The following is a 22,177-nucleotide window of genomic DNA, read 5'->3' as shown; positions in this document are numbered from 1 at the left end:
ATAAGGGGTTCACGGAGGACTTCATTTATATAAAAAAACCTTTTTATTCGTGTTCTTAGCGTTCTTAGCGGCTCATTTTCAAACCACCTGCACAGGTGAATTTTTTTTGAGAATTTTTTGAGATCAGACTTATGACGGATGTGATTCTGGTAGATAGACACGATCGTGTGATCGGACGTAAAGAAAAGTTGCAGGCGCATCAGGATGGCGATCTGCATCGGGCATATTCAATTTTTGTATTCAATTCGAATCATCAATTGTTGTTACAGCGTCGAGCCGAAGATAAATACCATGCCCGGGGTTTGTGGTCAAACACCTGTTGCAGTCATCCTGTGACCGGGTCAGAATTGTTGCCTCAGGCCCAACAACGATTGCTGGAGGAGATGGGTTTTTCCTGTCCGTTGCAGGATGTGGGGTCCTTGATTTATAAGGTAGACCTTGAAGATGGCCTGATAGAACATGAACTGGATCATCTGCTGGTGGGTTTGTGGGATGGCGAACCCGTGATCAATCTGAACGAAGTATCCGATTTTTTATGGTATTCAGAGTCTGATCTCCATAATGATCTGCGTGACAGACCATCGCATTTCACTCCCTGGTTCCGGATTATTGCCAAGGATCCTCTGTTTCAATGGAAATAAAACCTTCCCCGGTCTGGTTGCACCATTTGACTGCGAGCAAAATCTTCTCGCAAAAAACGCTTACCAATACGAATTTTTTATTATATCCAGAAGAAGATACTCACACTGATGAAATGAGGATATTCAGTTTGTTCAAGAAGATAAAATCATCCGAAGCTTGAACAAACAGCCAATATCCTTCATTCCAGATCTGAAATAAAACTTTAAACCTGGATATGAATTATGCCAATTGATTTCAATATTTCCGTCTTGGTTGTTGATGACTTCCCCCAAATGCGACGAATCATGATGAATCTCTTACGAAAAATAGGCTTCAAAAGATTCACCGAAGCTGAAAATGGGATCGCCGCCATCACTAAACTGAAACTGCATAGCGAAAATGACAAATTCGGTTTAGTCATTATGGATTGGAATATGCCCAAAATGAGCGGAATCGAGGTTGTACAGGCGATGAAAGCCAGCTCAAAGTTAAAAGATATTCCCATATTGATGGTGACCGCGGAAGCAAAACTTGAAAATATTAAAGAAGCTGCAAGGGTTGGTGTCAGCAAGTTTCTGGTTAAACCATTTACAGAGGAACAACTTCTGGCAAAAATCACTGAACTATTTCCATGATCCCAAGAAAAAACCATCATTCCAACAAATGAGTTTGAGACACTCAATTGAAAGACCTACTTCTTGAAAGAAATTCGTTCAATTGAAGGGAATCCATCCATGATGTGAAAAAACAAGCAGTACAAGCCCTTCAAAACCTCATTTTGAAAGCATCAGTCCCCTCATAATTTCCGGCTTAATCACTATAAAGCTACAACCCCTTGTTGAATATAAAAGATGAACCTTTACAATTTTTCAAACTTACCCCTATCAAAACCCATGCTGCGCAACATCAATGAACTCGGGTTTCAGACCATGACACCTGTGCAGGCTCAAAGCCTGCCGCATATTTTACAAAAACGCGATGTTATCGCACAGGCAAAGACAGGAAGCGGCAAAACGGCAGCGTTTGGAATTGGCGCCCTGGAAAGGCTGGATGTAAAAAAATGGGCGGTTCAATCCCTGATATTATGTCCGACCCGTGAGTTGGCGGAACAGGTATCCAAAGAGTTACGCCGGCTGGCAAGGTTCACCAGCAATATCAAAATTTTAACAATATGCGGTGGTGCCTCTTTTGGCAAGCAATGTGAATCCTTACGCCACGAAGCCCATATCGTTGTAGGCACACCCGGACGAATCCTGAAACACCTCGATAAAGGCTCGCTCTCATTAGCGGTTTTGGATGTCCTCGTCATTGATGAAGCACACCGTATGCTCGATCTGGGATTTATTGAAGAGATCAATAAAATCATTACTTATGCGCCAACCAATCGTCAAACCCTGCTTTTCTCGGCCACATATACCGAGGACATTTTGGAATTAAGCGCTTCCATTCAAAAAAACGCTGTCCCGATTCAGACGATCGCTGAGGAAAGTGCCAATAAAATTACTGAATATTTCTATGAGGTGGATCCGGAGGAGAAGCTTGCGACACTCATCAAAATATTGGCCCATCACCAACCTGAAAATGTGCTTGTGTTCAGCATGACCAAACTGGGATCACAAGAGATTGCCGATAATCTGTATAAAAAGGGTATTGACGCCTTGGCCATTCATGGTGATTTGGAACAGTATGACCGCAACGATGTGCTGATGCAGTTTGCCAATCGGAGTTGCCCGGTGCTGGTTGCGACGGATGTTGCGGCAAGGGGACTGCACATCGAAGAACTTGGCATGGTGCTTAACTACGATATGCCTCAAGATCTTTCAACCTATACCCATCGGATCGGTCGAACAGGTCGTGCCGGAAAAGAAGGTCTGGCAGTCACCCTGTTCTCAGGTAGTGACGCGGAGGAATACCGTAATGAAACGCGCATTTTTGAAACTGCTGAGATCCTTGAAGAAACTGAAAATTTCCGCATGAAAGCCCCGAACCTCACGCTGGTTATTGAAGGCGGGAAAAAAGACAAGGTGCGCCCGGGAGATATTCTTGGCGCATTGACAGGCGAGGCCGGAATTGAGGCCAGACATATCGGTAAAATCGACATCTATGATCGTCAAAGTTATGTGGCGATTGACCGCAATATGATTGATCACGCCTGTTCCAGTCTCAAGAATGGAAAAATCAAAGGCCGCAAATTTTCTGTATGGATCTTGCGGTAAGCCTCCCCGTTTTTTGATGAAGGGCTGAAAACGTGATCGGTCAAAAACTTTCTGGAAGTCTGTTTCAGCAGGGGTGAGACACTGACATTCACTCTGCTCCTGAATTGTATTCTGCTGTGTTCCTGTCATTCAACGTAGAACGGGAACACATTTTCCAACAGACCCTTCAACGCACACCTGTCCATTTTCCCAGATAACCCGATCTAATTTCGTCTTTTCCGTAATAATGGATTGTATCTGGGATCCAAACAGATCAGCCCCTTCCAGATTCGCTTCTGAAAAATTTGTATGAACCAGTTGGGCTTTTTCCAATCGGGTTCGGTATAGTCTTGCCCGAATGAATTGAGTTCCTGAGAGATCCGCACCAGAGAGATTTGCTTGAGACAGATCGGCCTCTTCAAAATCGGCTTTTCCCAGTTCCGCGCCTTCCAGTTGAGCCTCAAGCAGTCTTGTCCGAGTGAAATTAGCTCGATAGAACACACTCGAGCGTCCCTGAAAATGATCAAGGACAGCCTCGGTGAAATTGGCCCGATAGGCATCACTTCCTGTTAAACGGGCATTGGTCATGACTGATTTATAAAAATTGGTTCTGATGACGAGAGAACCTGACAGATCCGCATCAACAAGATTAGCCTGTGAAAAATCGGCTTCCATCAATTGTGTTTCCTTAAGATTGGCTCCGGAAAGATTGGCCCCCGTGAATTTAGCTCCGCTCAAATCAGCATGGGTTAGATTGGCATTGCCCAGATCAGCTCCGGAAAAATCAGCCCCACGCAAATTGGTTTGGCTCAAATCCGCACCCCGCAGATCTGTTTTCAAAAACTTACTGTTTTCCAGATTGGCTTTTTGAAAATTGGATTGACTCATTTTTGAGCCGTTCAACACGGAACCCCTGAGTTTTGCGTCAAAAAAATTGGCCTTGACCAGATCACATTTTTCACAATTCCCTTCTTTGGCCAGTTTGGCCCAATGTTGCACATCATAGCCCCAGAGCGCTGATGCCACCAACATGCCACATGTCCACAAAATCATGATTCTGAATGCATACATAGTTTCACCTGCTGAAGGATCGTTAAAAAGAAAACATAGTGCTTGATCATATTTTCGGCCATGTATCAAAATCGAATATTTGATGCGTTTCCCGATTTGGGTTTTGTACTGTAGGGGCAGACCTGTGGTCTGCCCTGGAGCAGGGCCAATGTCATCAACTTAAGCATTCTGAATGATGCTGTGTACCAATTCCCCCTTGGTTTAAGGGGGTTAGGGGGATGTGATTCTGATCGTTAAATCCCCCATGCCCCCTTTGAAAAGGGGGATTTTCTCGCAGGGACGTCCTAAAGTTGACGACATTGGGAGCAGGGCGAACACACAGGTTCGCCCCTACGTGTTCTGGCCAAAATTTTGATCAACCCCGAAAAATAATCCCTAAACCATTATGATCGTTGTGTCTTTTTTACCGGATGATGAATCTTTTTTATCGGCGACATTCTCGCCGGCTTGTGTGGGAATACCAAGCAACACGGGCAATACTTCATCCATTTGACGTTCATCCAGTAACGTGCGGATTTCAAACGGGGGTGTTTTCATGGTTTGTATGCCACTGGAAGTTTGGGTGACACCGATCAAAAGCTGGAGTTTGAGCATTTCTTTGAGTTGCAGGGTCCGGGTGTCCAGATTGAAAAGAAGCACTGGAATGTGTGTGTTTATGATTTTTTTCCGAGCCAGCAGACATTCTACCAACTGATTGAAGGTGAACGCATTGCAATCCACAATGAGAAACTGAAATTCCTGTTTCAGAAACGCGTCAAGGTCTGGAAGTTCTTCCCGAAAAAGAATTCGTTCCTGTTTTTTGGCGTCAATGCTGAAAAAATTTCTCAAAATTCCTAAAGGCAGGTTTTTTTCTTTGGTGACAATACAGATATTGATTCCATTCAAAAACAAGGGATTCCAGTCTTCAGGGGTGATCCCCCTCGCCGTAAAATATCCTCCGGGATACGAATACACAAACTGATGCAGGTGGGCCACACAACATCCCAGCAGATTATATTCCAGATAATCCGCCAGAAATTGCTCCACGGGAGAATGCTTTGAATTTTCATCAACCAGATTATTGGTTTTGGCGTATTGAGCCATCCGTTCTTCAAGTTGTTTTCGGGTTTCTTCCAGATGCGCTTTATTATTTTCGAGCGGATGTCTGTGAACGGCAAGTTTTGCCATTTGCTGGAGGTCATAAAAACTGAGATGCTGGTCTGAAACAAAAAACCGTTTCAGCGCTTTGAAGCCGGATAACTTATAAATCTGATCTTCAAGATTGTCTTTCCAGGTCTGACGATTCTGAAAGGTTTTGAACAACCCCCTCACATAGAGAATGACCTTGTCCCGTGTTTTTGTTTGAGGATGAATCTGTTTCAATTTGTTTTTCTCATTTTGCAGGGCAATATGGAGCCGCTTCCGTTTATTTTCCAAACTTTGGTATTCGTTTTCATTGGCCGTAACCTTGCCGTTTTCAAATTGTTTCAGTTGCTGAAGAACATCTGCCAACTGTTTTTTGAGTTGCAGACATTTCTGCTCCTTCAAGTATATTTCCTTTGCCTGTTTCTCAGGATTTTTTCCCAGAACGGTTTCTTCTTTCTTGCTCAAAGTGGTTTTTTTACGGAGTCGGACATGGATCGGTAACATGTCTTTTTTGGGGTGCCATAGATTGATCAGCACAATATCAAACTGATTAAAAAACTCTCCCTCCATTAAAAACCGGTTCATGTTTAATTTTTCATAGGAAATTCCCTTGGCAAGGTTTTCCCTGAAATATTCCTGATAATGGGTATTCAAATCGTTGATTCTGATGGCGGTCAGATATTTTTTATTGAAGCCCAACGTATCCAGTCCCTCAAGGGTGCGGTTTCCCTGATCGTCAATGATGAGAATTTTCATCAGGCGTTTCATGATATCTTCCAGGGAAAGTACCCCGGTCAAACGCTCAATGCTTTCAATCAGGATGTAACTCAGCGCATGGTGATAAGGCCTGTCGATCGCGTGAATTTTCTTGTCCAGAGAGAGAATCTGCTCATTGAGATGATCAATTTTCCAATGAATCTCTCTCAAATTCTGGAACTGATGGATCAGGGTTTTCATCCTTGGATTTTTATAGCTGGCTGTCAGGATTCTGGAGAGTTCGATGACACGTTTTTCCAGATCGGTCAGCACGTTTTGATCCCGTTTGAACGGATTTCTTCTGGCAGGTTCCGGCAGTCCCTTGATGTTGAGATCAGTCTGTTGTGGATTTTTATCGGAATGAGCCAGGTCGAACTGAACATGGTATTCCAGGGTGCTGGAGGAAACAGTTTCAGGTTCTGAAGTTTGCAATTCGATTTTCGGGCTGAGTTGGAGTTTCTGAAATCTTTCCTTGAGGGGCGTCTGAAACACTTTCAGCAAATCACTGGGAAGTTTTAGAAAAATTTTGGCTTCAAGCTCAATCGCCTCCAGATTCTGTTGATAAACAGAATTATTCTGTAATTTTTCTGACAACGCGTTTTTAAAGGACATATTCCCGTATCAAGAGGATCAAGATTTATGAATCGAAGTTCATGGGTGAGCAATTATCATGCCCTTCCCCGTGTTACTTCAGCATTAGAACTCTTGAAATATTTTCAGGCATACAGGCCTGAAGCAAAGCCATGCCGACTCCTGAAATGCCTATCATCAAATCTGGAATGATCCATTTGTCAAAAAAATTCTGAAGCCGCAGATAGCCCTCTTTTTCATAGAATGCCATCATGCTGGCAAGCGTCTGTTCGCCCTGATTTTTCCAGGAATCATTCGCCAACATTTTTCCGGCTTCCATCAATAAAATGATTCTGGAGGTATCGCCACAGCAAAGGTGATCGCAAGGTTGGCGCAAATAACGAATGGTGGTTGTGACCGCTGACCGTAGCTGGTTTTGAAGGCCCTCATGAGCTGGAAAGGCCTCAAGCATCCCCAAGCGTGCCAGACCGGCTCCGGGAGCACCGGCACACCAGCCTGTCATGAAATGTAATTGTCCCGGAGGCGCCTGAAGATTTGGCCAGTCCTGATAAGACTCTGAAAAATGTTGTTGTTCATAGGCCAAGCCACGCATGATGGAATTTTTTACAGTTTCTTCATGGGTCAACGCGTAATATCTGGACAAGGCATAGGCGATGCCTGAAGCCCCATGCGCCATTCCCAGCAGAGGTCTTGTGTTGATGGGAACAATCCATCCTGCCGTGTCGCCATCCCCGGTTTGTCGGGCAAGGATGTTTTTGACAAGGGACGCCATCAACATCCGCAAAGAAGGGGCTGGATGATGGTGATAGAGGTGTATCAAAGCCAGCAAGGTCCCTGACGAACCATTCAAAACATCCGGATCCTGCGTTTTCTCAATCATGGCTTCATTGATCAATTCACTCAACCGGAATGCCTGCCGGGTAAAATCCTGTTGCCCCGATAATCTTCCAGCCTCGGTCAGGGTGTATATGACAGACCCAAGTCCATTGAAACCGGAAAGCGGAATTTGTGAGGTACCGCCATGATCAATCGTCCATTGCAGGGCATGATTTCCGTAATTCAGTGCGGAAACCGCCAAATCCCTGAAGCGGTTTTCATTGGTGGCACGATACAGATTCATGAGAAACACCGCAATGCCCGAGGTTCCTGAATACAGCCAGGGAACCAGCCGTACATATTCCACATATCCTGTTGCCTGCGAAAGTCGTTGTAAGCCCAGCCAGCAATGGCCGCCCCGACTTTCCAGCGCCTGTGCTTCCAGCGCCTTGCCAATGCGGACGGCATAATCCAGAAATCTGGATTCAAGGGCTTTGTTTTCGGCACCGGGTCCGGTCATCACCGCGGGGGGAGGCGTTTCAGCCTGCAACGCAAGGGCAAACGATCCTTTCACGAGTTGTTTCTGCCAGTTCATGTCTTCTTCGCCGGCCTGTTTCAGGCGCTGACAGATTTGAGAAAAACACCCGCGGGTCAAGGCACCGGGAAACTGACGGCCTGAACCTGAAATCAAGCGCCGTTGAGATGCCACCGCATAATAAACCGGGATGTCCTGTTTCCATAAGCTTTGTTTCTCGTCATCCATTAACGAAACCCGATTCCCGAGAACTGGCGCGGTATGAGCCATCATTTCCAGGGCAATGTCATATTTGAGTCCTGATACCAGTTGATCGGGCGCACTGGCCCAGAACAGCAGGTCATAATAAATCTGGGTATCACGGTTCAACCAGCGGCTGGTCACATTTTTAAATTTGGAAAGTGGACTGCCAGATTTCAGCAGAAATTGTTTATGCTCTAAAATAAACCGGTATGCCTGCTCAAAACCATTTAATAATTCAGGAATATGCTCCTGAACAGAATGTGATTTCCCATTGAATGACGGACGGGATTCATTGCCTGATCCCGGAGAATAATCCCAGCCAAGACGCAGAGTGTCCTTACGCAGATCATACCATTTGGGACGTTTGAGTGGAGCCAATCGGCTTCCGGAACCATCAATGCCAGAATCCAGATACAGGGCACGGTCATAATCGCCGGCACGCCAGCGCGGAAGCATGGTAGTCGCGACCAGGGAAAAATCCAGCAACTGATAGCTGGAAGGCATCCAGGAGGAATGAGGCGGCATGACATGCATCCCCGGAGCACAAAGCCCTTCGAGGTCAATGGGTACAGGAAACTCACCGTGAGCGATAAAGTTCTGATGATGAAAATCAATCCCGCACAAGAAATAAAACAAGGCCAGATGGATTCCCTGTCGGGCATAATAATTGGCGACCTGAGTTTCTGAAACGCATTCCTGAGATTTCACAAATTCACACCAGCCATAATTTTTTCGTGCCAGCAATTTCAGTGTTTTCAACGCCGGAAGTTGATTGGCTTTGTTGATCCACTCCTCCAGTTGATAAAACGCCTCATCGGTTTTCATGGAGCGGGGCTTGTACACGATTCGGTTGTGTGTGCCGAAATCAATAAAACAAACAGTTTTTCCACCATTATGAGGATCAGAAAGCCCCATGATGATGTGTTTGATGCAAGGTGTTTTCGCTGAAAATTTAAAATGTTTAAGCACTGCTGAATAATCCGCTTTCCAGCGTGTGAGCAATTCCTCAAAATGATTCAGAAACAACAGCGTACTGGTGGCAAGCAGACGGGCCAGCACAGGATATTGTTCAAAAAGTTTTTTTTGCCCCTCCAGTTTTCCCAGAACCTGAGTCATGTAGTACTCATAGCGTGCTTCCGCGGTTTCGCCCCCGACTTTGAGTTGAGACTGCTGTCGTTTGATTTCGTAGGAAAACGTGCGTGATGCCAGACCGGACAAACGGAACAAAAGATAGCGCATGATCTGGTATCGTGCTTCCTCCGAGAGCCATTGATCCCAGTCAGGATGTTTCACAGCAATCCGGTTCCCGGCAACCTGGAGCCATGGAAAGAAGCACTCCGCAAAAACAGGCCGTTTGTCAGTGCCAAGCACTTTGATTTCTTCTTCTGAGTACTGATTCAGGCGTCCGACATCAAACAAACTTTTGTCAAAGTTGTCCTGATCTAACACATCTCCCAGTAATTCAAGCCATTCTGCCAGCGGAACCTCAGGGGACAGTGTGCGTATACCGAGTCGCTTCAAGGCGGTTTCATGAGTCAAGCCAAGCTGTTCAAGCCGAGCGTCAAACGCACCCTGAGGCGCTTCACCGAGCATGACCAGTTTTTGCCAGCGTTCCAGCAGCGCCTGGGCATCCTGATCAATCACAGGTTCCGTTTTGCAGGAGTCCGGAAGGTCTGCCCATTCAGTGGTCGAGAGGGTGCGTTGATAGATTTGCTGAAGCCAGATTTTGTCTTGATGCATGGATACCCTGTTTTCTTTATAATTTTAACGAGGCAGAGAGCGACCGGCGGGTCGCCCCAAAATGTATAGCATTTTATCTGTAGTGGCTCAGGGCACAATCAGACAAGATAAGAACAAACGGAAAAGCCATTACGGATAAAATGTTGTTGAATCTGAGCCGTGTATGGAGCGTAACCCGTGGTTCTAAGACCTATGGGTATTGTATAAAATGTGGAGGTTTGGAAAGCAAGGAGAAATGTAAGCGTTCAGCCGTCAGCTATCAGTTTTCAGGAATTCTCAAGGCCTGGAAGCCAAACGATATTTTCTGCTATTGAGTCATAAGGCTTCTGAGGCGCATAAACACTGAAAGCTGAACGCTTACGGAGAAATTGAGAAGGATTGAAGCACTGAGGGTAGGAATGACATCATTTGGCGTTTCATTGACCCACCTCCGGTGGGTGCGAAGCAGAGCTTCGCCTGGTGGATAACGTGCCCCACGGGACGTAGGGCACGAGCAAACTTCGACAACTTATTCTTTTGCAGTTCCTAGGCTGGGTAGAGCGTGAGCAAAACCCAGCGTGTTTTGTTGGATTTCACTTCGTTCTACCCAACCGACCCACCATGCCAAACCGAAAATTAAACAGCCCTGCAGACAGGACTCGTGGAATCACCTGTTTTTCCCCCGAAAAAAAATCCCCCCCAAATACCCCTGAAAAATCACGTATTTTTGCGAGTAGACATTCGTCGTCCATTTTTTCTATAATTCAAACATGTCCGTCACTCCACTTGAGCCCACTGAAAAGATGGCTCTTGTTCGCAACAAACCAGCAATGAATCAGGGGAAACATTATGATCAATAAGCTCATCAGATCATTCAGAAGGAAAAAACATAAAAATGAGGCGGTAATGCTCTTCAACGGTAAATTTTATTTGGCTCCCGACAGAAATTATAAAAAAAATTACGATGCCCATTATATTTTGAGAACAACACGGTCCCTGTCATCCCATTCCTGATGCCATGAGAGACGCGATTATGCATGAGCATTTATTCACCACATAAAACAAGGAGACCTATGAAAACATCAGGCAATTGCTTCAAAAACATTGTTTCCCGAGAATTACTGCAACGGGAAATTGTCAGATATCTGGAAAATGGCGGTTCTATTCAAATTCATCAACCACAAGGCCGACCACCCATGTGGGATCTGGAGGATGATTTATTTGAATTTCTGGATTTGATTGTTGTCCTCAAACCCAGATTCATAAAACAGACTTTATGATTATTGTATTGAATCAATAACGAAATACAAAAATTCATCTTGCGATACATGAGATGCATATTGTATTAAATAATTATCTGATAAAGCAGTATGCATCAGGATTGCCCACTAATCCCCATTTACATAAGTCAAGAGCATCCTGCTGTGCAAACACTCATGTTTTCGTGAGATTTCCATGTCAAAATTCCTGCTTTTGCCACTACTTCTGTGTACTTTTTTGTCATGGGTGATGACAACTGCGGCCTTGGCCCAGGATAATCTTCCGAAACGCATTGTGGTGGGAATCCAGAAAGATAGCCAAGCCTCCAGTATAACCATGGAAAACCTTGCCGATGATTTTTCAAAGGATCTGGTGAATGCTATAGCCCAGATCATGAATTTGACCGTGGAGTTTCAGGAGGGCACCTGGGAGGAGTTGCATGTGGCCCTCAATGAAAATAAAATTGATGCTATTCCATTTGTTGACGATTCTCTTAAAAGTAGCCTTCATTTTCCATTTTCAATATCCCATACAGTGATTTTTGAGGTTTTTTTCATTCGGGAAGGCCATCCCGAGTGCAGTTCGTTGAACGATTTAAAAGATAAACAGATCCTGATCCAGACAACAGATTCGCACCACCTGAAATTGATCAACAAAGATTTAATAAAGAATATACTGTTTACCAACAGCATTGATGAATCGTTGCAACGACTCTCCAGGGGTGAAGGGGATTGTGCCTTGGTGCCGCGATGGGCCGGATTGATCGCACTGAACAAATATCAATTGAGTAATCTTACTATCACGAGTCCTCACATCACCGCATACCATAAATCTTTCAGCGTCGTGGTCGCATGCTGCAAAATCCAGTTGCTGAACCTGTTTAATGAGGGCATTCATGATCTCCATGCCTCAGGTAAATATGATGACATTCATGACAAATGGTTTGGCGATCCCCAATATAGTGTCGATTTGAAGAAATGGATCCCGCTTGGTACCGGTGTCGTGTCAATCATTGTTGCGTTGTTTAGCGGAATCTTGTTGTGGAATCGAACACTTCAACATCAGGTGAAACGTCAGACACAGGCGTTGGCTGAGGAAATGAAGCAACGCCTGTTGTCGCAGGAAAACCTGCGTAAAAGTGAACAGCGAATCAACCATTTTTTTGAGCAACCCCTCATTGGAATGGGGATCACCTCCGCGGACACCAGATGGTTGACGGTCAATGACAAACTGTGTGACATCACAGGCTATTCCCGTGAAGAACTTCTGAAACTGTCATTGCCCCAATTGACATATCTTGATGACATGTATGCCGACCTACAACAATTCAACCGCGTTCAGGCCAGAGAAATTGACGGCTTTTCCCTGGAAAACCGTTTTTTGGTTAAAGATGAAAAAATCATCCATGTTCAAATCTCGGCCCAGTGTGCCCGCGATAGCCAGGGGAACATCGATTATTTTTTTGTATTGGTGGAAGACATCAACGAACGCAAACAATATGAATCGGCATTGTTAGAAAGTCAGTCTAAGCTGGAGTCCGAAAAAAAATTCCGGGAACTGTTTCAGTCCCACGATGCCATCATGGTGCTGACCGACCCGGAAAATGACGTCTTTGTAGATGCCAATTTGTCTGCGCAAAAATTCTATGGTTATACCCTTGATGAATTACATACCATGAAAATTCAGGACATCATCATCACTTCTGATGATGAACTTCAGTCTAACCGTAGCAAAGCTCTGACTGGAGAACAGAATCATTTCATTATTAGTCACCGACTGTCTAATGGTGAAATCAGAATAGTCGAGGTGCATGCCTCACCAATCATTGCGAATGGTAAACAATTATTGTTTTCAGTGATCCATGACATCACCGAACGCAGGCAAGCTGAAGTAACATTAAAAAATCATCATGATGAACTGGACGCACTTGTCACCGCCAGAACCACTGAACTTATGCGAGAAAAAGAAGCAGCAGAAAAGGCACTGAACACCAAAACTGAGTTTCTGGCCAACATGAGCCATGAGATACGCACACCATTGAATGGGGTGATCGGTATGATCAGTTTGCTGATGGATACCCGCATGAATCAGGAGCAACAGGAATTTGCCGAGATCATACACCACAGTGCTGAACATCTGTTATCTCTCATCAATAATATTCTCGATTTTTCCAAAATCGAATCGGGCACCATGATTCTGGAAAACGCTCCGTTTCAGATTAAGGAGTTGTTAGAAAGTACCATATTGTTGTTCAAGTCTGGCAAACAGGTAAAAAATCCGGATTCTATTGAGCCCGAAATCTCGGAATGGATACCATTTCTGTCAGGCGATGTGTCGCGCTGGAAACAGATTCTGGGTAATTTTCTGGGAAATACCCTGAAACTTCCGGAAAAAAAAGAAGAGACTGTTGATTTGTACTATGAACTTTCCCCCCGGGTTCCCCTGATATTGACCGGGGACGAGATGCGCCTGAAACAGATTATGATCAATCTGCTGGGCAATGCCCTTAAATTCACTGAACAGGGCGAAGTCGTGGTTTCTGTGGAATTGAATGAATTGTCAGAGATTGACGCACAGGGGCATGCCCAGGCCACACTGCTGTTCAGTGTCAAGGACACAGGGATTGGAATCGTGCCAGAAAAAATCTCACATATCTTCCAGGCCTTTTCACAGGAAGATACCTCCACATCCCGCAAATATGGTGGCTCAGGACTGGGACTCACGATCGCTCAAAAACTGGTGAAAAGGATGGGAGGGGAAATCTGCGTGGAAAGTGTTCCCGGGGAAGGCTCCACTTTTTATTTCACGGTATGTCTGACCGCCTTGACTCAGGCCACCAGTGATAAGTTTAAACCGGAAACCAAGACGGCTCCTGACAAGCATCTTGGGAAAAAGTTCCCCTTGAGAATCATGCTGGCCGAGGATAATCCGGTCAACATGAGACTGACTCTGACAATGTTGAAAAAACTGGGGTATAAGGCTGATGCTGTGACCAATGGCCTGGAAGTTCTGGAGTTGCTCAAACAGCGCACTTATGATCTCATTTTGATGGATGTGCAGATGCCTGAAATGGATGGTATGGAAGCCACACGCCGGATTCACGCGCTGTATTCCCCTGAAGAACGTCCCTGGATCATTGCCATAACTGCCAGTGCCCTGCCGGGAGACCGGGAAATTTTCATGGAAGCCGGGATGAATGATTACATAAGCAAGCCTCTCAATCTCAACAAATTCGTCCGTGTCCTGAATCACTTTCTTGAAATCAGACACGGTGAAAAAACGGAGTCCGCCGTTTTAGATCCTCCGGTTTCAGACGCCAGTGAAACCATCGCCCTCGATGCGGTGCTGGATATCCCTTTTCTGGAAGAACGCTGGGAAACTCCAGATACCGCGTTGTTTCAGGAGATGCTGGCAATGTTTGAGAAACAACTGGCGGAGACTCTCCCTGAATTTAAAAGATTCATCAAACTCAAACGTCGTAAAAAACTCAGGGAAACCGCCCATAAACTCAAAAGCACGACCCTTGTCATGGGTGCTGTTCAAATGTCTGATCTCCTGAACCAGTTGCAATATCTGGAAGATTCTGTGACACCCGATCCACTGCCCGCTCTGTTGGCACAACTCGAACAAAGCCGAATCAACACCATGCAGGCCTTGAGAGAATTCGGTGCGACGTTTCCTGACGCAGGCTAACGCTCTTCGGCGATGGAAGGAGTTGGAACTTCCATTATAAATAAACTCATACGGTATATTTTATAGTAATGGCATTTGCCACACGTGTCTGCGTTCATTATTTTATCACAACAAATGCTACATATTGAATCCTTTTCAAGTAGACATTGTTTCTTTCCTTTTATTGATTTACAGACTGAACATATTGACATATTTCAATATAGCTAAAATGTTTTATAAATATGATACCCTCATTCAGTGTTCTGTGATTTTCAGGGTCGATCATTTTTTCGGACATGGTACACAACCGGTGCGTTGAGGTGTTTCCCGATTTTGGTTTTGTAAGTACCCGATCAAAAGTTTTTTAACATTAATCTGGTTCCTGACGTCTCGTCGGGAACGGTTCCCGGTAGAGACGGGTTTCAAACCCGTCTCTACCGATGGTGCCCTTCCAATGCGCCACGGCAAGCCTCCGGAGGGGGGATCGGGAGGATTCCCCACCAGAGGTAGGGAACCAGAAAAAATGGTTAAAGATTTATGATCGGGTACTTACTGTAGGGGTAGCCCCATGTGTCTGCCCGGGAGCAGGGCCAATGTCGTCAACTTCATGACTTACCTGTAAGAAAATCCCCCTTTTCAAAGGGGATTGGGGGATTTAACCCTCAGAATTACATCCCCCTAACCCCCTTAAACCAAGGGGGAATTGGTTCACGTCCCATTCTGGATGCTTAAGTTGACGACATTGGGAGCATGGCAAACACACAGGTTCGGCCCTGAACTAAATGAGCCTTGTCTCAATTGAGAAATAGGACTTCAATGGATGCTGGTTGTTCCGAAATATTCTTTTAGGCCAGTGTTCATAGTCTCTGACAAAACTTTCCAACCATCCTTCGCTATTATTCTGCGGCATATTGCACTTATGAAACATCACAGTGACATACCGTTCCAGATCATGAATAAAAGTTTCTAATTCATCATCACTCCTGAATATCTCACAATTCACGGTCCAAAATTTTACTTCCTTCATGAATCCTCCTAAAAAACGTTCAAAAAATAACAATGAAAGGTGTCGCGCCACAGTTTGAGTTATAATGATTTCAATTTTTAAAATCTACTCGTAAAATTACGTGTTTTTCACACATAATCGTTCAATGATTATTGCAATGGAATAGAGGTTCCAAAAACCCCGTAAGACTACGGGGTTTTCCATTCTCACATTTATACGAACAATTTAATTCAATAATCAGGTAGTTTATCGAGTATACACAGATCAGAAAAAGATTTATTATTCATGATGAGTCGGGTTGGTTCCCCTCAATGTCTAATGATGCATGATACAGGAGGTTTTTATGACATCCGCTGAATTTCGAAGCTTTGTAATTGATAAACAGTGCAATATTTTCCAGGCCATCAAACATAAGCAGAAAATGATTCATGCGATTCAACGCCAGGAAGGAAATTTTCCCTGCTACGCCACTAAAATCGCAGGCAGTTGTCAGCAATCAGGATGTTGCTGGCGTGCAGGCTGTGTGCAGGATTTTGTGATCAGTGAGGGTTTTCCCCGGGATGGTGGCCAGGCAGAGGATGTGCTTTCTGTGATTCCCGAATTTTCTTTATCGGCCACCGTCTGAATCTGGCAAAACAAAGACGATGGCCCATGAATTACTCAAAAAAACCATAACAAGGAACTTATGTCACAACTCCGGGATATCAAATTTCTGCTGATGACAATTCTGTGGTCGGGGCACATCCCCGTGTCATCCGCGGCTGAATACCCGCCTCAGGACATGGTGGGCGCTGAGTCCTTGTTTTTCGCAAATAAGTTTGGCAATTATGCAACGGAAACGCTGGATTGGGTACCGTTGTCCCAATTTGCCTTTGTGGTGTTGCTGGTCGGCTTGCTGGCCTGGGTCATGGTTCTTCGCTACAGATTGAAGCAACGAACGCGGGCACTGACCGGAGAACGTGAGCAACACCTGCGGACACATCAAAACCTGAAAAAGAGTGAGCAGAGATGCCACCATTTTTTTGAGCAACCGTTGGTGGGGATGGGAGTCCTCATTCCCGGAAACGGCTGGCTGATGGTCAATGACAAACTTTGTGATCTGTTGGGCTATTCCCGTGAAGAACTCCTGCAAAAAACATGGGCTGAACTGAGCTATTCCGAGGATCTGGAAGTGGAGCTTCAACAATTCAACCGAATTCTGGCCAAAGAAAGCGAGGGCTTCTCCCGTGAAAAATTGTTCCTGCACAAAGAGGGTCAAATCATCCATGCGCTCATAACCATTCAGTGTTCCTGGGACCTTGAGCGGAAAAATGATTTTTTTTATGTGGTGGCGCAGGATGTCACCGAACATAAACGGTATAAAACAGCCTTGTTTGAGAGTGAGGCCCTGCTGGAATCTGAAAAAATATTCCGGACCATGTTCAATTCCCATCAATCCATCATGCTGCTCATTGAACCGGAAAGCGGCCGGATTATTGACGCCAATTTGTCCGCAGAAAAATTCTATGGTTACACGATCACGATGTTACGCGCCATGAATATTAAGGATATCAATGTGATGTCTGCTGAAACCGATCACTCCGAACAATTGAAGTCACTGTTTGAGGAACAAGATCCGTTCGTTTTTTCGCACAGACTGGCTGGTGGTGACATCCGGACCGTTGAGGTGCATTCCTCCCCGATCATGGCCAGTGAACAAAAACTGCTGTTTTTTGTGATTCATGACATCACACAACGAAAACAGGCGGAACAGGAGTTGAACAATTTTCAGGAACACCTGGAAGCACTGGTAAAACTCCGAACTGAAGAACTCCAGCGGGAAAAAGAAATCGCAGAGCAGGCCTTGAGGGCCAAAGCGGAGTTTCTGGCAAACATGAGCCATGAAATTCGCACACCGATGAATGGTGTGATTGGCACGACCAGTTTGCTGATGGAAACCGCGATGAGTGAGGAACAGCAGGAATTTGCCCAGATCATACAACTCAGCGGCGAACATCTGTTGACGCTGATCAATAACATCCTTGATTTTTCAAAAATTGAATCGGGCAACATGGTTTTGGAAAACGCACCGTTCCAGATTCAGGAATTGATAGAAAGTTCCTTTCTGTTATTGAACTCCAGAGAGTCAAAACGACTGGGACCACAGGGTAAATTTTTACCCGAGACGCAACTGGTTCTGAAAGAAGAGGTGCCCCGAATGAAACAGTTTCTGGACAATCTTTTATACAACACTTTAAGACTGAACGGAAAAAAGACGGAAGAAAAACGTATTGAACTGCGTAGTCATATTTCTCCGTTGGTGCCTAATATTTTGTCAGGGGATATGACACGCCTGAGACAAATTCTGGTCAATCTTCTGAGCAATGCCCTTAAATTCACCAAACAGGGCGAAATCACTGTTTCTGTGGAATTGAACGAGTTATCCCCGCTTGAAACTCCAGGGCAAGCCCAGGCAAAACTCCTGTTCAACGTCAAGGATACAGGAATTGGAATAGATCCGGATAAAACCACACAGATTTTCCAGGCCTTTTCACAGGCTGACACAACCACCACCCGCAAATATGGTGGCACAGGACTGGGCCTGACCATTTCCAAAAAACTGGTGGAAATGATGCAGGGAAAAATCTGGGTAGACAGTGTGCCGGGAGAAGGTTCCACCTTCAGTTTTACCGTCTGTTTGCTCGCATTGACCTCTGCCTCAATTCACATGTTCACCCCCAAATCCAGCAAGCTTGTGAAAGATGTCCTGAAAGCAGAAACAGGCCCCCTGAAAATCCTGCTGGCAGAAGATAATCCCGTGAATCATAAATTGACCCTGGTGATGCTGCAAAAACTGGGGTACGAGGCTGATTCCGCCATCAACGGACGGGAAGTCCTCAAATGTCTCAAACAAAAAAACTATGACCTCATTTTGATGGATATACAGATGCCGGAAATGGATGGCCTGGAGGCCACACGCAGGATTACTGCTGCCTATGCGCCTGATGAACGCCCCTGGATCATTGCCATGACGGCCAATGCCCTCAACGGAGATAAAGAAAAATGCCTGCTCGCCGGCATGAACGATTACCTCAGCAAACCTGTCACCCTCCATAATTTTGTGACCGCCATGAATCGATATCACATAAACCGACATGCGGAATCACCAAACCCCGTGGAAAAAATTATTCCCTGTTCAGAGCCAGACACAACGCAGATTCAACAAAATTTGCTGGATATTGTTTTATTGAAAGAACTCCTGAACAATGCCGGACAACAGGCTTTTCAAAAGATGCTGATTTTATTTAAACAACAGATGACAGACGCCATCCATGAGTTTTCAGGTTTTATAAACAGCGAAAACCGTGAGGAACTCAGGACTCTTGCGCATAAACTCAAAGGCTCAACACTTTGCATAGGAACCCTTCAATTGAGCGATCTGTTTCAGCAGTTGCAATACCTGCCTGATTCTGCCAACCCTGACCCCTTGCCTGAACTGTTGCTTGAGTTGCGACAATGTTATGACAGGACACTGCACGCCTTAGAAGAATTTGAGGCAACAATGAATGCTGTTGCCTGATCCCTCCTGAAGCCCAATGTCATCAACTTAAGCATCCAGAATGGTACGGTGAACCAATTCCCCCTTGGTTTAAGGGGGTTAGGGGGATGTAATTCTGAGGGTTAAATCCCCCAACCCCCTTTGAAAAGGGGGATTTTCTCACAGGTAATTCCTTAAGTTTACGACATTGTCCTGAAGCCCCGATCGAGCATGTTTTTCTTGAAGTTCCAGCGTCATTAAGAGCTTGTTTTGTCCCTGAAAAATTGAGACAGTGAAGGACATTTTTCGTTGAGTTCACCTGAGACAGGTTCCTGTTATGAAGCACTTTATCAACCCGTTGATCGATTGTGTGTTTAAGGCTATTCTGGGAGATCCGGAACACAAGGGAATTCTTCTGCATTTTCTCAACAGCATCCTGAAACTGGAGAATCCCATCCTCGAGGTTGAAATACTGAATCCCTACAACGCCAAAGAATTTCTCAGCGATAAACTCACGGTGGTGGATGTCAAGGCTCAGGATTCGCAGGGCCGTCTCTATCAGATTGAAGTCCAATTGACACTGGATCGTTGTCTGGGTGAGAGAATGCTCTATAACTGGAGCGTCCTTTATAAAAAACAGATTGACGAAGGGGAAAATTACAATCAACTTTGTCCGGTGATCGCCATCTGGTTACTGGATGGAATATTTTTTTCTGAGTCCCCTGCCGTGCATCATCATTTTCAGGTGTATGACGCTGAACACCGATTCAAACTGAGTGAGCATTGTTCCATTCATGTGCTGGAGTTACCCAAATGGAAAAAACCGGAAGACCGTCCCCTTGATCCTGAAAACGCCTGGCTCTATTTTTTTGAGGAAGCCCAGCATTGGAAAGAACTTCCAGAAGAACTACAAACAATAAACGCATTAGAGGAAGCTATGAATGTTTTGAAACGGTTCGCTGAAAAAGACGCTGATTACTGGCTGTATGAAGCCCGACTCGAAGGTTTGCGCCTGCAACGCTACAGGGAGTCGGAAATGAAACGTATGGAACAGGAAAAAGTCCGTATGGAACAGGATCAACTCCGTATGGAACAGGAAAGAAATCAACTGTCCGTGGCCTTAGAGCAGGCACTTCAACAAAAAGAAGACGCTCAAAAAAGAGAAGAACGCCTCATGGAACTTCTCAAAAAGGCAGGCATTGATCCCGCACAATAAGGAATAGTACCTCCACCTCCGGTGGCTTGCCAAGGCGCAGTGGAAGGGCACCAGAGGTGCATTATGGAACGGTTCCCGACGAGACGTCAGGAACCAGATTAATGTTAAAAAACTTTTGATTGAGTGCTTATAGAAATGTAATTTGATCACTCAACGTTAAGGTCTATGCCGCCAAATAAAAAAATACCGATCCCACCCGGCGATAAGTCCGGATCCCGCAAAAAAAGCACAACGCCCCGGAGCAAAAAGGGTTCCGTCGCCGAATTGCGTGTGCTTGAGCTGGAAAAAGAATTAAAAATCACCCGGCAGTCCCTGCAGGAGACCATTGAGGAACTTGCGCTCCACAACGACGAACTCAGGACAACCAATGAGGAATTGATCATGCGCACTCAGGAACTGTCGCTATCACAGGATTTAATCAACTCGGTCAACACGACCCTTCAAGAGCAGATTGCCAAACTGAATCAGGCCAACAACGATCTCGACAATCAACTGAGCAGTACCAACATCGGAACCCTCTTTCTGGATTCCCAATTACGCATCCGGCGCTTCACCCCCACCTTAACCCGCATCATGCATCTCATGCCGGGCGATGTGGGCCGTCCCCTCCATGATTTTTCCAACCAGCTCATACCCGATTCATTGGTTAAAGATACCATGCATGTTTTGAGTACAGGTAAAACACTGGAACAAGAGATCTCACTCCTTGAGGGGGTCCAGCATCTCCTGAGGATCATCCCCTACCGAAATTATGCTGGTGTCTCTGATGGACTGGTGTTGACCTTTGTGGATATAACTCAAGTCAAGGAAACCGAAATCGCACTGCAAAAGAGTGAGAACCGCCAAGCCGCTCTGCTGAACGCTATTCCTGATCTGATATGCCGCATTGGTGCCAATGGTGCCCTTCAGGATTTTAAGTCCAGAATGAAGACTGTAAGAAAGATACACACCGGACAAATCATGAGCGATTGGGGAACATGGTCTGATCTTGCGGCCGATCTTTCCCGTGAGATTCTTAAACAGAGTCATGAGGCCGCGCAAATCGCCTTAAGCACCGGAGAAATTCAAGTTCTGGAATATCAGATCAAGTTGAATAACAAGACCTTCTATCGTGAATCACGAATCGCTCCGGGAATTGATGGTGAATATTTTTTAATCATCCGCGATATAACCGGGCGCAAACGATCGGAAATGCAGATCCAGGAAAGTTTACAGGAAAAAGAGGTGCTGTTGCAGGAAATCCATCATCGGGTAAAAAACAATCTGCAGATCATTTCCTCAATGCTCAACTTGCAATCCGGATTTATCCTCGATGAAAAATATCGCCAGATGTTCAGGGAAAGTCAGGACCGGGTCAATTCCATCGCGCTGATCCATGAAAAGCTCTATCAATCGAGTGACCTGACACGAATCGATTTTGGTCAGTATGTAGAAAATCTGGTGTCGCATTTAATCCAGTCCTATGAAATTTCGGTGGCACTCAAGGTGGAGGTCTATGGTATTTCGCTGGAGATGAGTCAGGCCATTCTTTGCGGATTGATTGTCAATGAGCTTGTGACCAATTCGTTGAAATACGCGTTTCCGCCCCCAGAACAAACAAATTGCAGGATCAAGATCACTCTCACTCCACAAAAAAATGATACGTATGTCCTTCTTGTGGCTGACAATGGGGTGGGGTTTCCTGACATTCTGGATATAAGCACTCTGGAGACACTGGGTCTGCAGATCGTTGGGGCCTTGTCGGGCCAACTCAAAGGCAGGCTTGAATGGAATCTGGACGAGGGCGTTACCGCGAAAATCACCTTCAATCCACATCACGAATCAGGAGTTTGAC

The 22,177-nt window shown here is 45.3% G+C and carries 13 protein-coding genes; 9 read left to right on the top strand and 4 right to left on the bottom strand.

What is annotated here, in order from left to right; all coding sequences use genetic code 11:
* Positions 1-131: 131 nt before the first annotated feature.
* From idi to dbpA, 3 genes are all read left to right on the top strand, one after another.
* Complete coding sequence (idi, locus tag HQM11_16590; GenBank protein ID MBF0352652.1) at positions 132-641, top strand: isopentenyl-diphosphate Delta-isomerase; 510 nt, start codon at positions 132-134, stop codon at positions 639-641.
* A 222-nt stretch (positions 642-863) separates the two neighbouring features.
* Positions 864-1,256, top strand: coding sequence for a response regulator (locus HQM11_16585; GenBank protein ID MBF0352651.1), 393 nt, complete (start codon positions 864-866; stop codon positions 1,254-1,256).
* 216 nt (positions 1,257-1,472) lie between these two features.
* Entirely contained in the window at positions 1,473-2,837 is a 1,365-nt protein-coding gene (gene dbpA / locus HQM11_16580; GenBank protein MBF0352650.1) for an ATP-dependent RNA helicase DbpA, read from the top strand.
* A 129-nt stretch (positions 2,838-2,966) separates the two neighbouring features.
* On the opposite strand, the gene HQM11_16575 is transcribed toward dbpA, so the two are convergent.
* The 3 genes from HQM11_16575 to HQM11_16565 all read right to left on the bottom strand — a co-directional run bounded on the left by HQM11_16575 (position 2,967) and on the right by HQM11_16565 (position 9,693).
* Positions 2,967-3,887: a pentapeptide repeat-containing protein gene (locus HQM11_16575; protein ID MBF0352649.1), complete on the bottom strand. Its 921-nt coding sequence runs from the start codon at positions 3,885-3,887 to the stop codon at positions 2,967-2,969.
* 375 nt (positions 3,888-4,262) lie between these two features.
* Positions 4,263-6,380 carry a hypothetical protein gene (locus HQM11_16570; GenBank protein MBF0352648.1) on the bottom strand — a complete coding sequence of 706 codons (2,118 nt, stop codon included), beginning with the start codon at positions 6,378-6,380 and terminating at the stop codon, positions 4,263-4,265.
* Between the two features lie 73 nt (positions 6,381-6,453).
* Positions 6,454-9,693 (bottom strand): type 2 lantipeptide synthetase LanM family protein, encoded by a 3,240-nt coding sequence (locus HQM11_16565; GenBank protein ID MBF0352647.1) that lies wholly within the window; start codon positions 9,691-9,693, stop codon positions 6,454-6,456.
* A 1,052-nt stretch (positions 9,694-10,745) separates the two neighbouring features.
* Between HQM11_16565 and HQM11_16560 the strand changes: the two genes are divergently transcribed.
* Both HQM11_16560 and HQM11_16555 read left to right on the top strand, forming a co-directional pair.
* Positions 10,746-10,952, top strand: a complete 207-nt coding sequence (locus tag HQM11_16560; GenBank protein ID MBF0352646.1) for a hypothetical protein — start codon at positions 10,746-10,748, stop codon at positions 10,950-10,952.
* A 175-nt stretch (positions 10,953-11,127) separates the two neighbouring features.
* Positions 11,128-14,625, top strand: coding sequence for a PAS domain S-box protein (locus HQM11_16555; protein ID MBF0352645.1), 3,498 nt, complete (start codon positions 11,128-11,130; stop codon positions 14,623-14,625).
* A 757-nt stretch (positions 14,626-15,382) separates the two neighbouring features.
* On the opposite strand, the gene HQM11_16550 is transcribed toward HQM11_16555, so the two are convergent.
* Positions 15,383-15,631 (bottom strand): hypothetical protein, encoded by a 249-nt coding sequence (locus HQM11_16550; protein ID MBF0352644.1) that lies wholly within the window; start codon positions 15,629-15,631, stop codon positions 15,383-15,385.
* 322 nt (positions 15,632-15,953) lie between these two features.
* Between HQM11_16550 and HQM11_16545 the strand changes: the two genes are divergently transcribed.
* The 4 genes from HQM11_16545 to HQM11_16530 all read left to right on the top strand — a co-directional run bounded on the left by HQM11_16545 (position 15,954) and on the right by HQM11_16530 (position 22,176).
* Positions 15,954-16,235: a hypothetical protein gene (locus tag HQM11_16545; protein MBF0352643.1), complete on the top strand. Its 282-nt coding sequence runs from the start codon at positions 15,954-15,956 to the stop codon at positions 16,233-16,235.
* 60 nt (positions 16,236-16,295) lie between these two features.
* Complete coding sequence (locus HQM11_16540) at positions 16,296-19,169, top strand: PAS domain S-box protein (GenBank protein ID MBF0352642.1); 2,874 nt, start codon at positions 16,296-16,298, stop codon at positions 19,167-19,169.
* A gap of 295 nt (positions 19,170-19,464) precedes the next feature.
* Entirely contained in the window at positions 19,465-20,343 is an 879-nt protein-coding gene (locus HQM11_16535; GenBank protein MBF0352641.1) for an Rpn family recombination-promoting nuclease/putative transposase, read from the top strand.
* Positions 20,344-20,508: 165 nt separating this feature from the next.
* On the top strand, positions 20,509-22,176 hold the full coding sequence (locus tag HQM11_16530) for a PAS domain-containing protein (protein MBF0352640.1): 1,668 nt from the start codon (positions 20,509-20,511) through the stop codon (positions 22,174-22,176).
* Position 22,177: the final 1 nt, after the last annotated feature.

The organism is SAR324 cluster bacterium (assembly GCA_015232315.1).
In the GTDB taxonomy this organism is placed as follows: Bacteria; SAR324; SAR324; order SAR324; family NAC60-12; genus JADFZZ01.
Note: the sequence above shows the minus strand (reverse complement) of the source record. Positions and strands in the feature narration are given on the sequence as shown.

What these genes read in the sequence shown, in the direction of transcription:
- HQM11_16555 (MBF0352645.1), top strand. Translation starts at nt 11,128, where the DNA reads ATGTCAAAATTCCTGCTTTTGCCACTACTTCTGTGTACTTTTTTGTCA.
- HQM11_16535 (MBF0352641.1), top strand. Translation starts at nt 19,465, where the DNA reads ATGAAGCACTTTATCAACCCGTTGATCGATTGTGTGTTTAAGGCTATT.
- HQM11_16560 (MBF0352646.1), top strand. Translation starts at nt 10,746, where the DNA reads ATGAAAACATCAGGCAATTGCTTCAAAAACATTGTTTCCCGAGAATTA.
- HQM11_16530 (MBF0352640.1), top strand. Translation starts at nt 20,509, where the DNA reads ATGCCGCCAAATAAAAAAATACCGATCCCACCCGGCGATAAGTCCGGA.
- HQM11_16550 (MBF0352644.1), bottom strand. Translation starts at nt 15,631, where the DNA reads ATGAAGGAAGTAAAATTTTGGACCGTGAATTGTGAGATATTCAGGAGT.
- HQM11_16585 (MBF0352651.1), top strand. Translation starts at nt 864, where the DNA reads ATGCCAATTGATTTCAATATTTCCGTCTTGGTTGTTGATGACTTCCCC.
- dbpA (MBF0352650.1), top strand. Translation starts at nt 1,473, where the DNA reads ATGAACCTTTACAATTTTTCAAACTTACCCCTATCAAAACCCATGCTG.
- HQM11_16565 (MBF0352647.1), bottom strand. Translation starts at nt 9,693, where the DNA reads ATGCATCAAGACAAAATCTGGCTTCAGCAAATCTATCAACGCACCCTC.
- idi (MBF0352652.1), top strand. Translation starts at nt 132, where the DNA reads ATGACGGATGTGATTCTGGTAGATAGACACGATCGTGTGATCGGACGT.
- HQM11_16545 (MBF0352643.1), top strand. Translation starts at nt 15,954, where the DNA reads ATGACATCCGCTGAATTTCGAAGCTTTGTAATTGATAAACAGTGCAAT.
- HQM11_16540 (MBF0352642.1), top strand. Translation starts at nt 16,296, where the DNA reads ATGTCACAACTCCGGGATATCAAATTTCTGCTGATGACAATTCTGTGG.
- HQM11_16570 (MBF0352648.1), bottom strand. Translation starts at nt 6,380, where the DNA reads ATGTCCTTTAAAAACGCGTTGTCAGAAAAATTACAGAATAATTCTGTT.
- HQM11_16575 (MBF0352649.1), bottom strand. Translation starts at nt 3,887, where the DNA reads ATGTATGCATTCAGAATCATGATTTTGTGGACATGTGGCATGTTGGTG.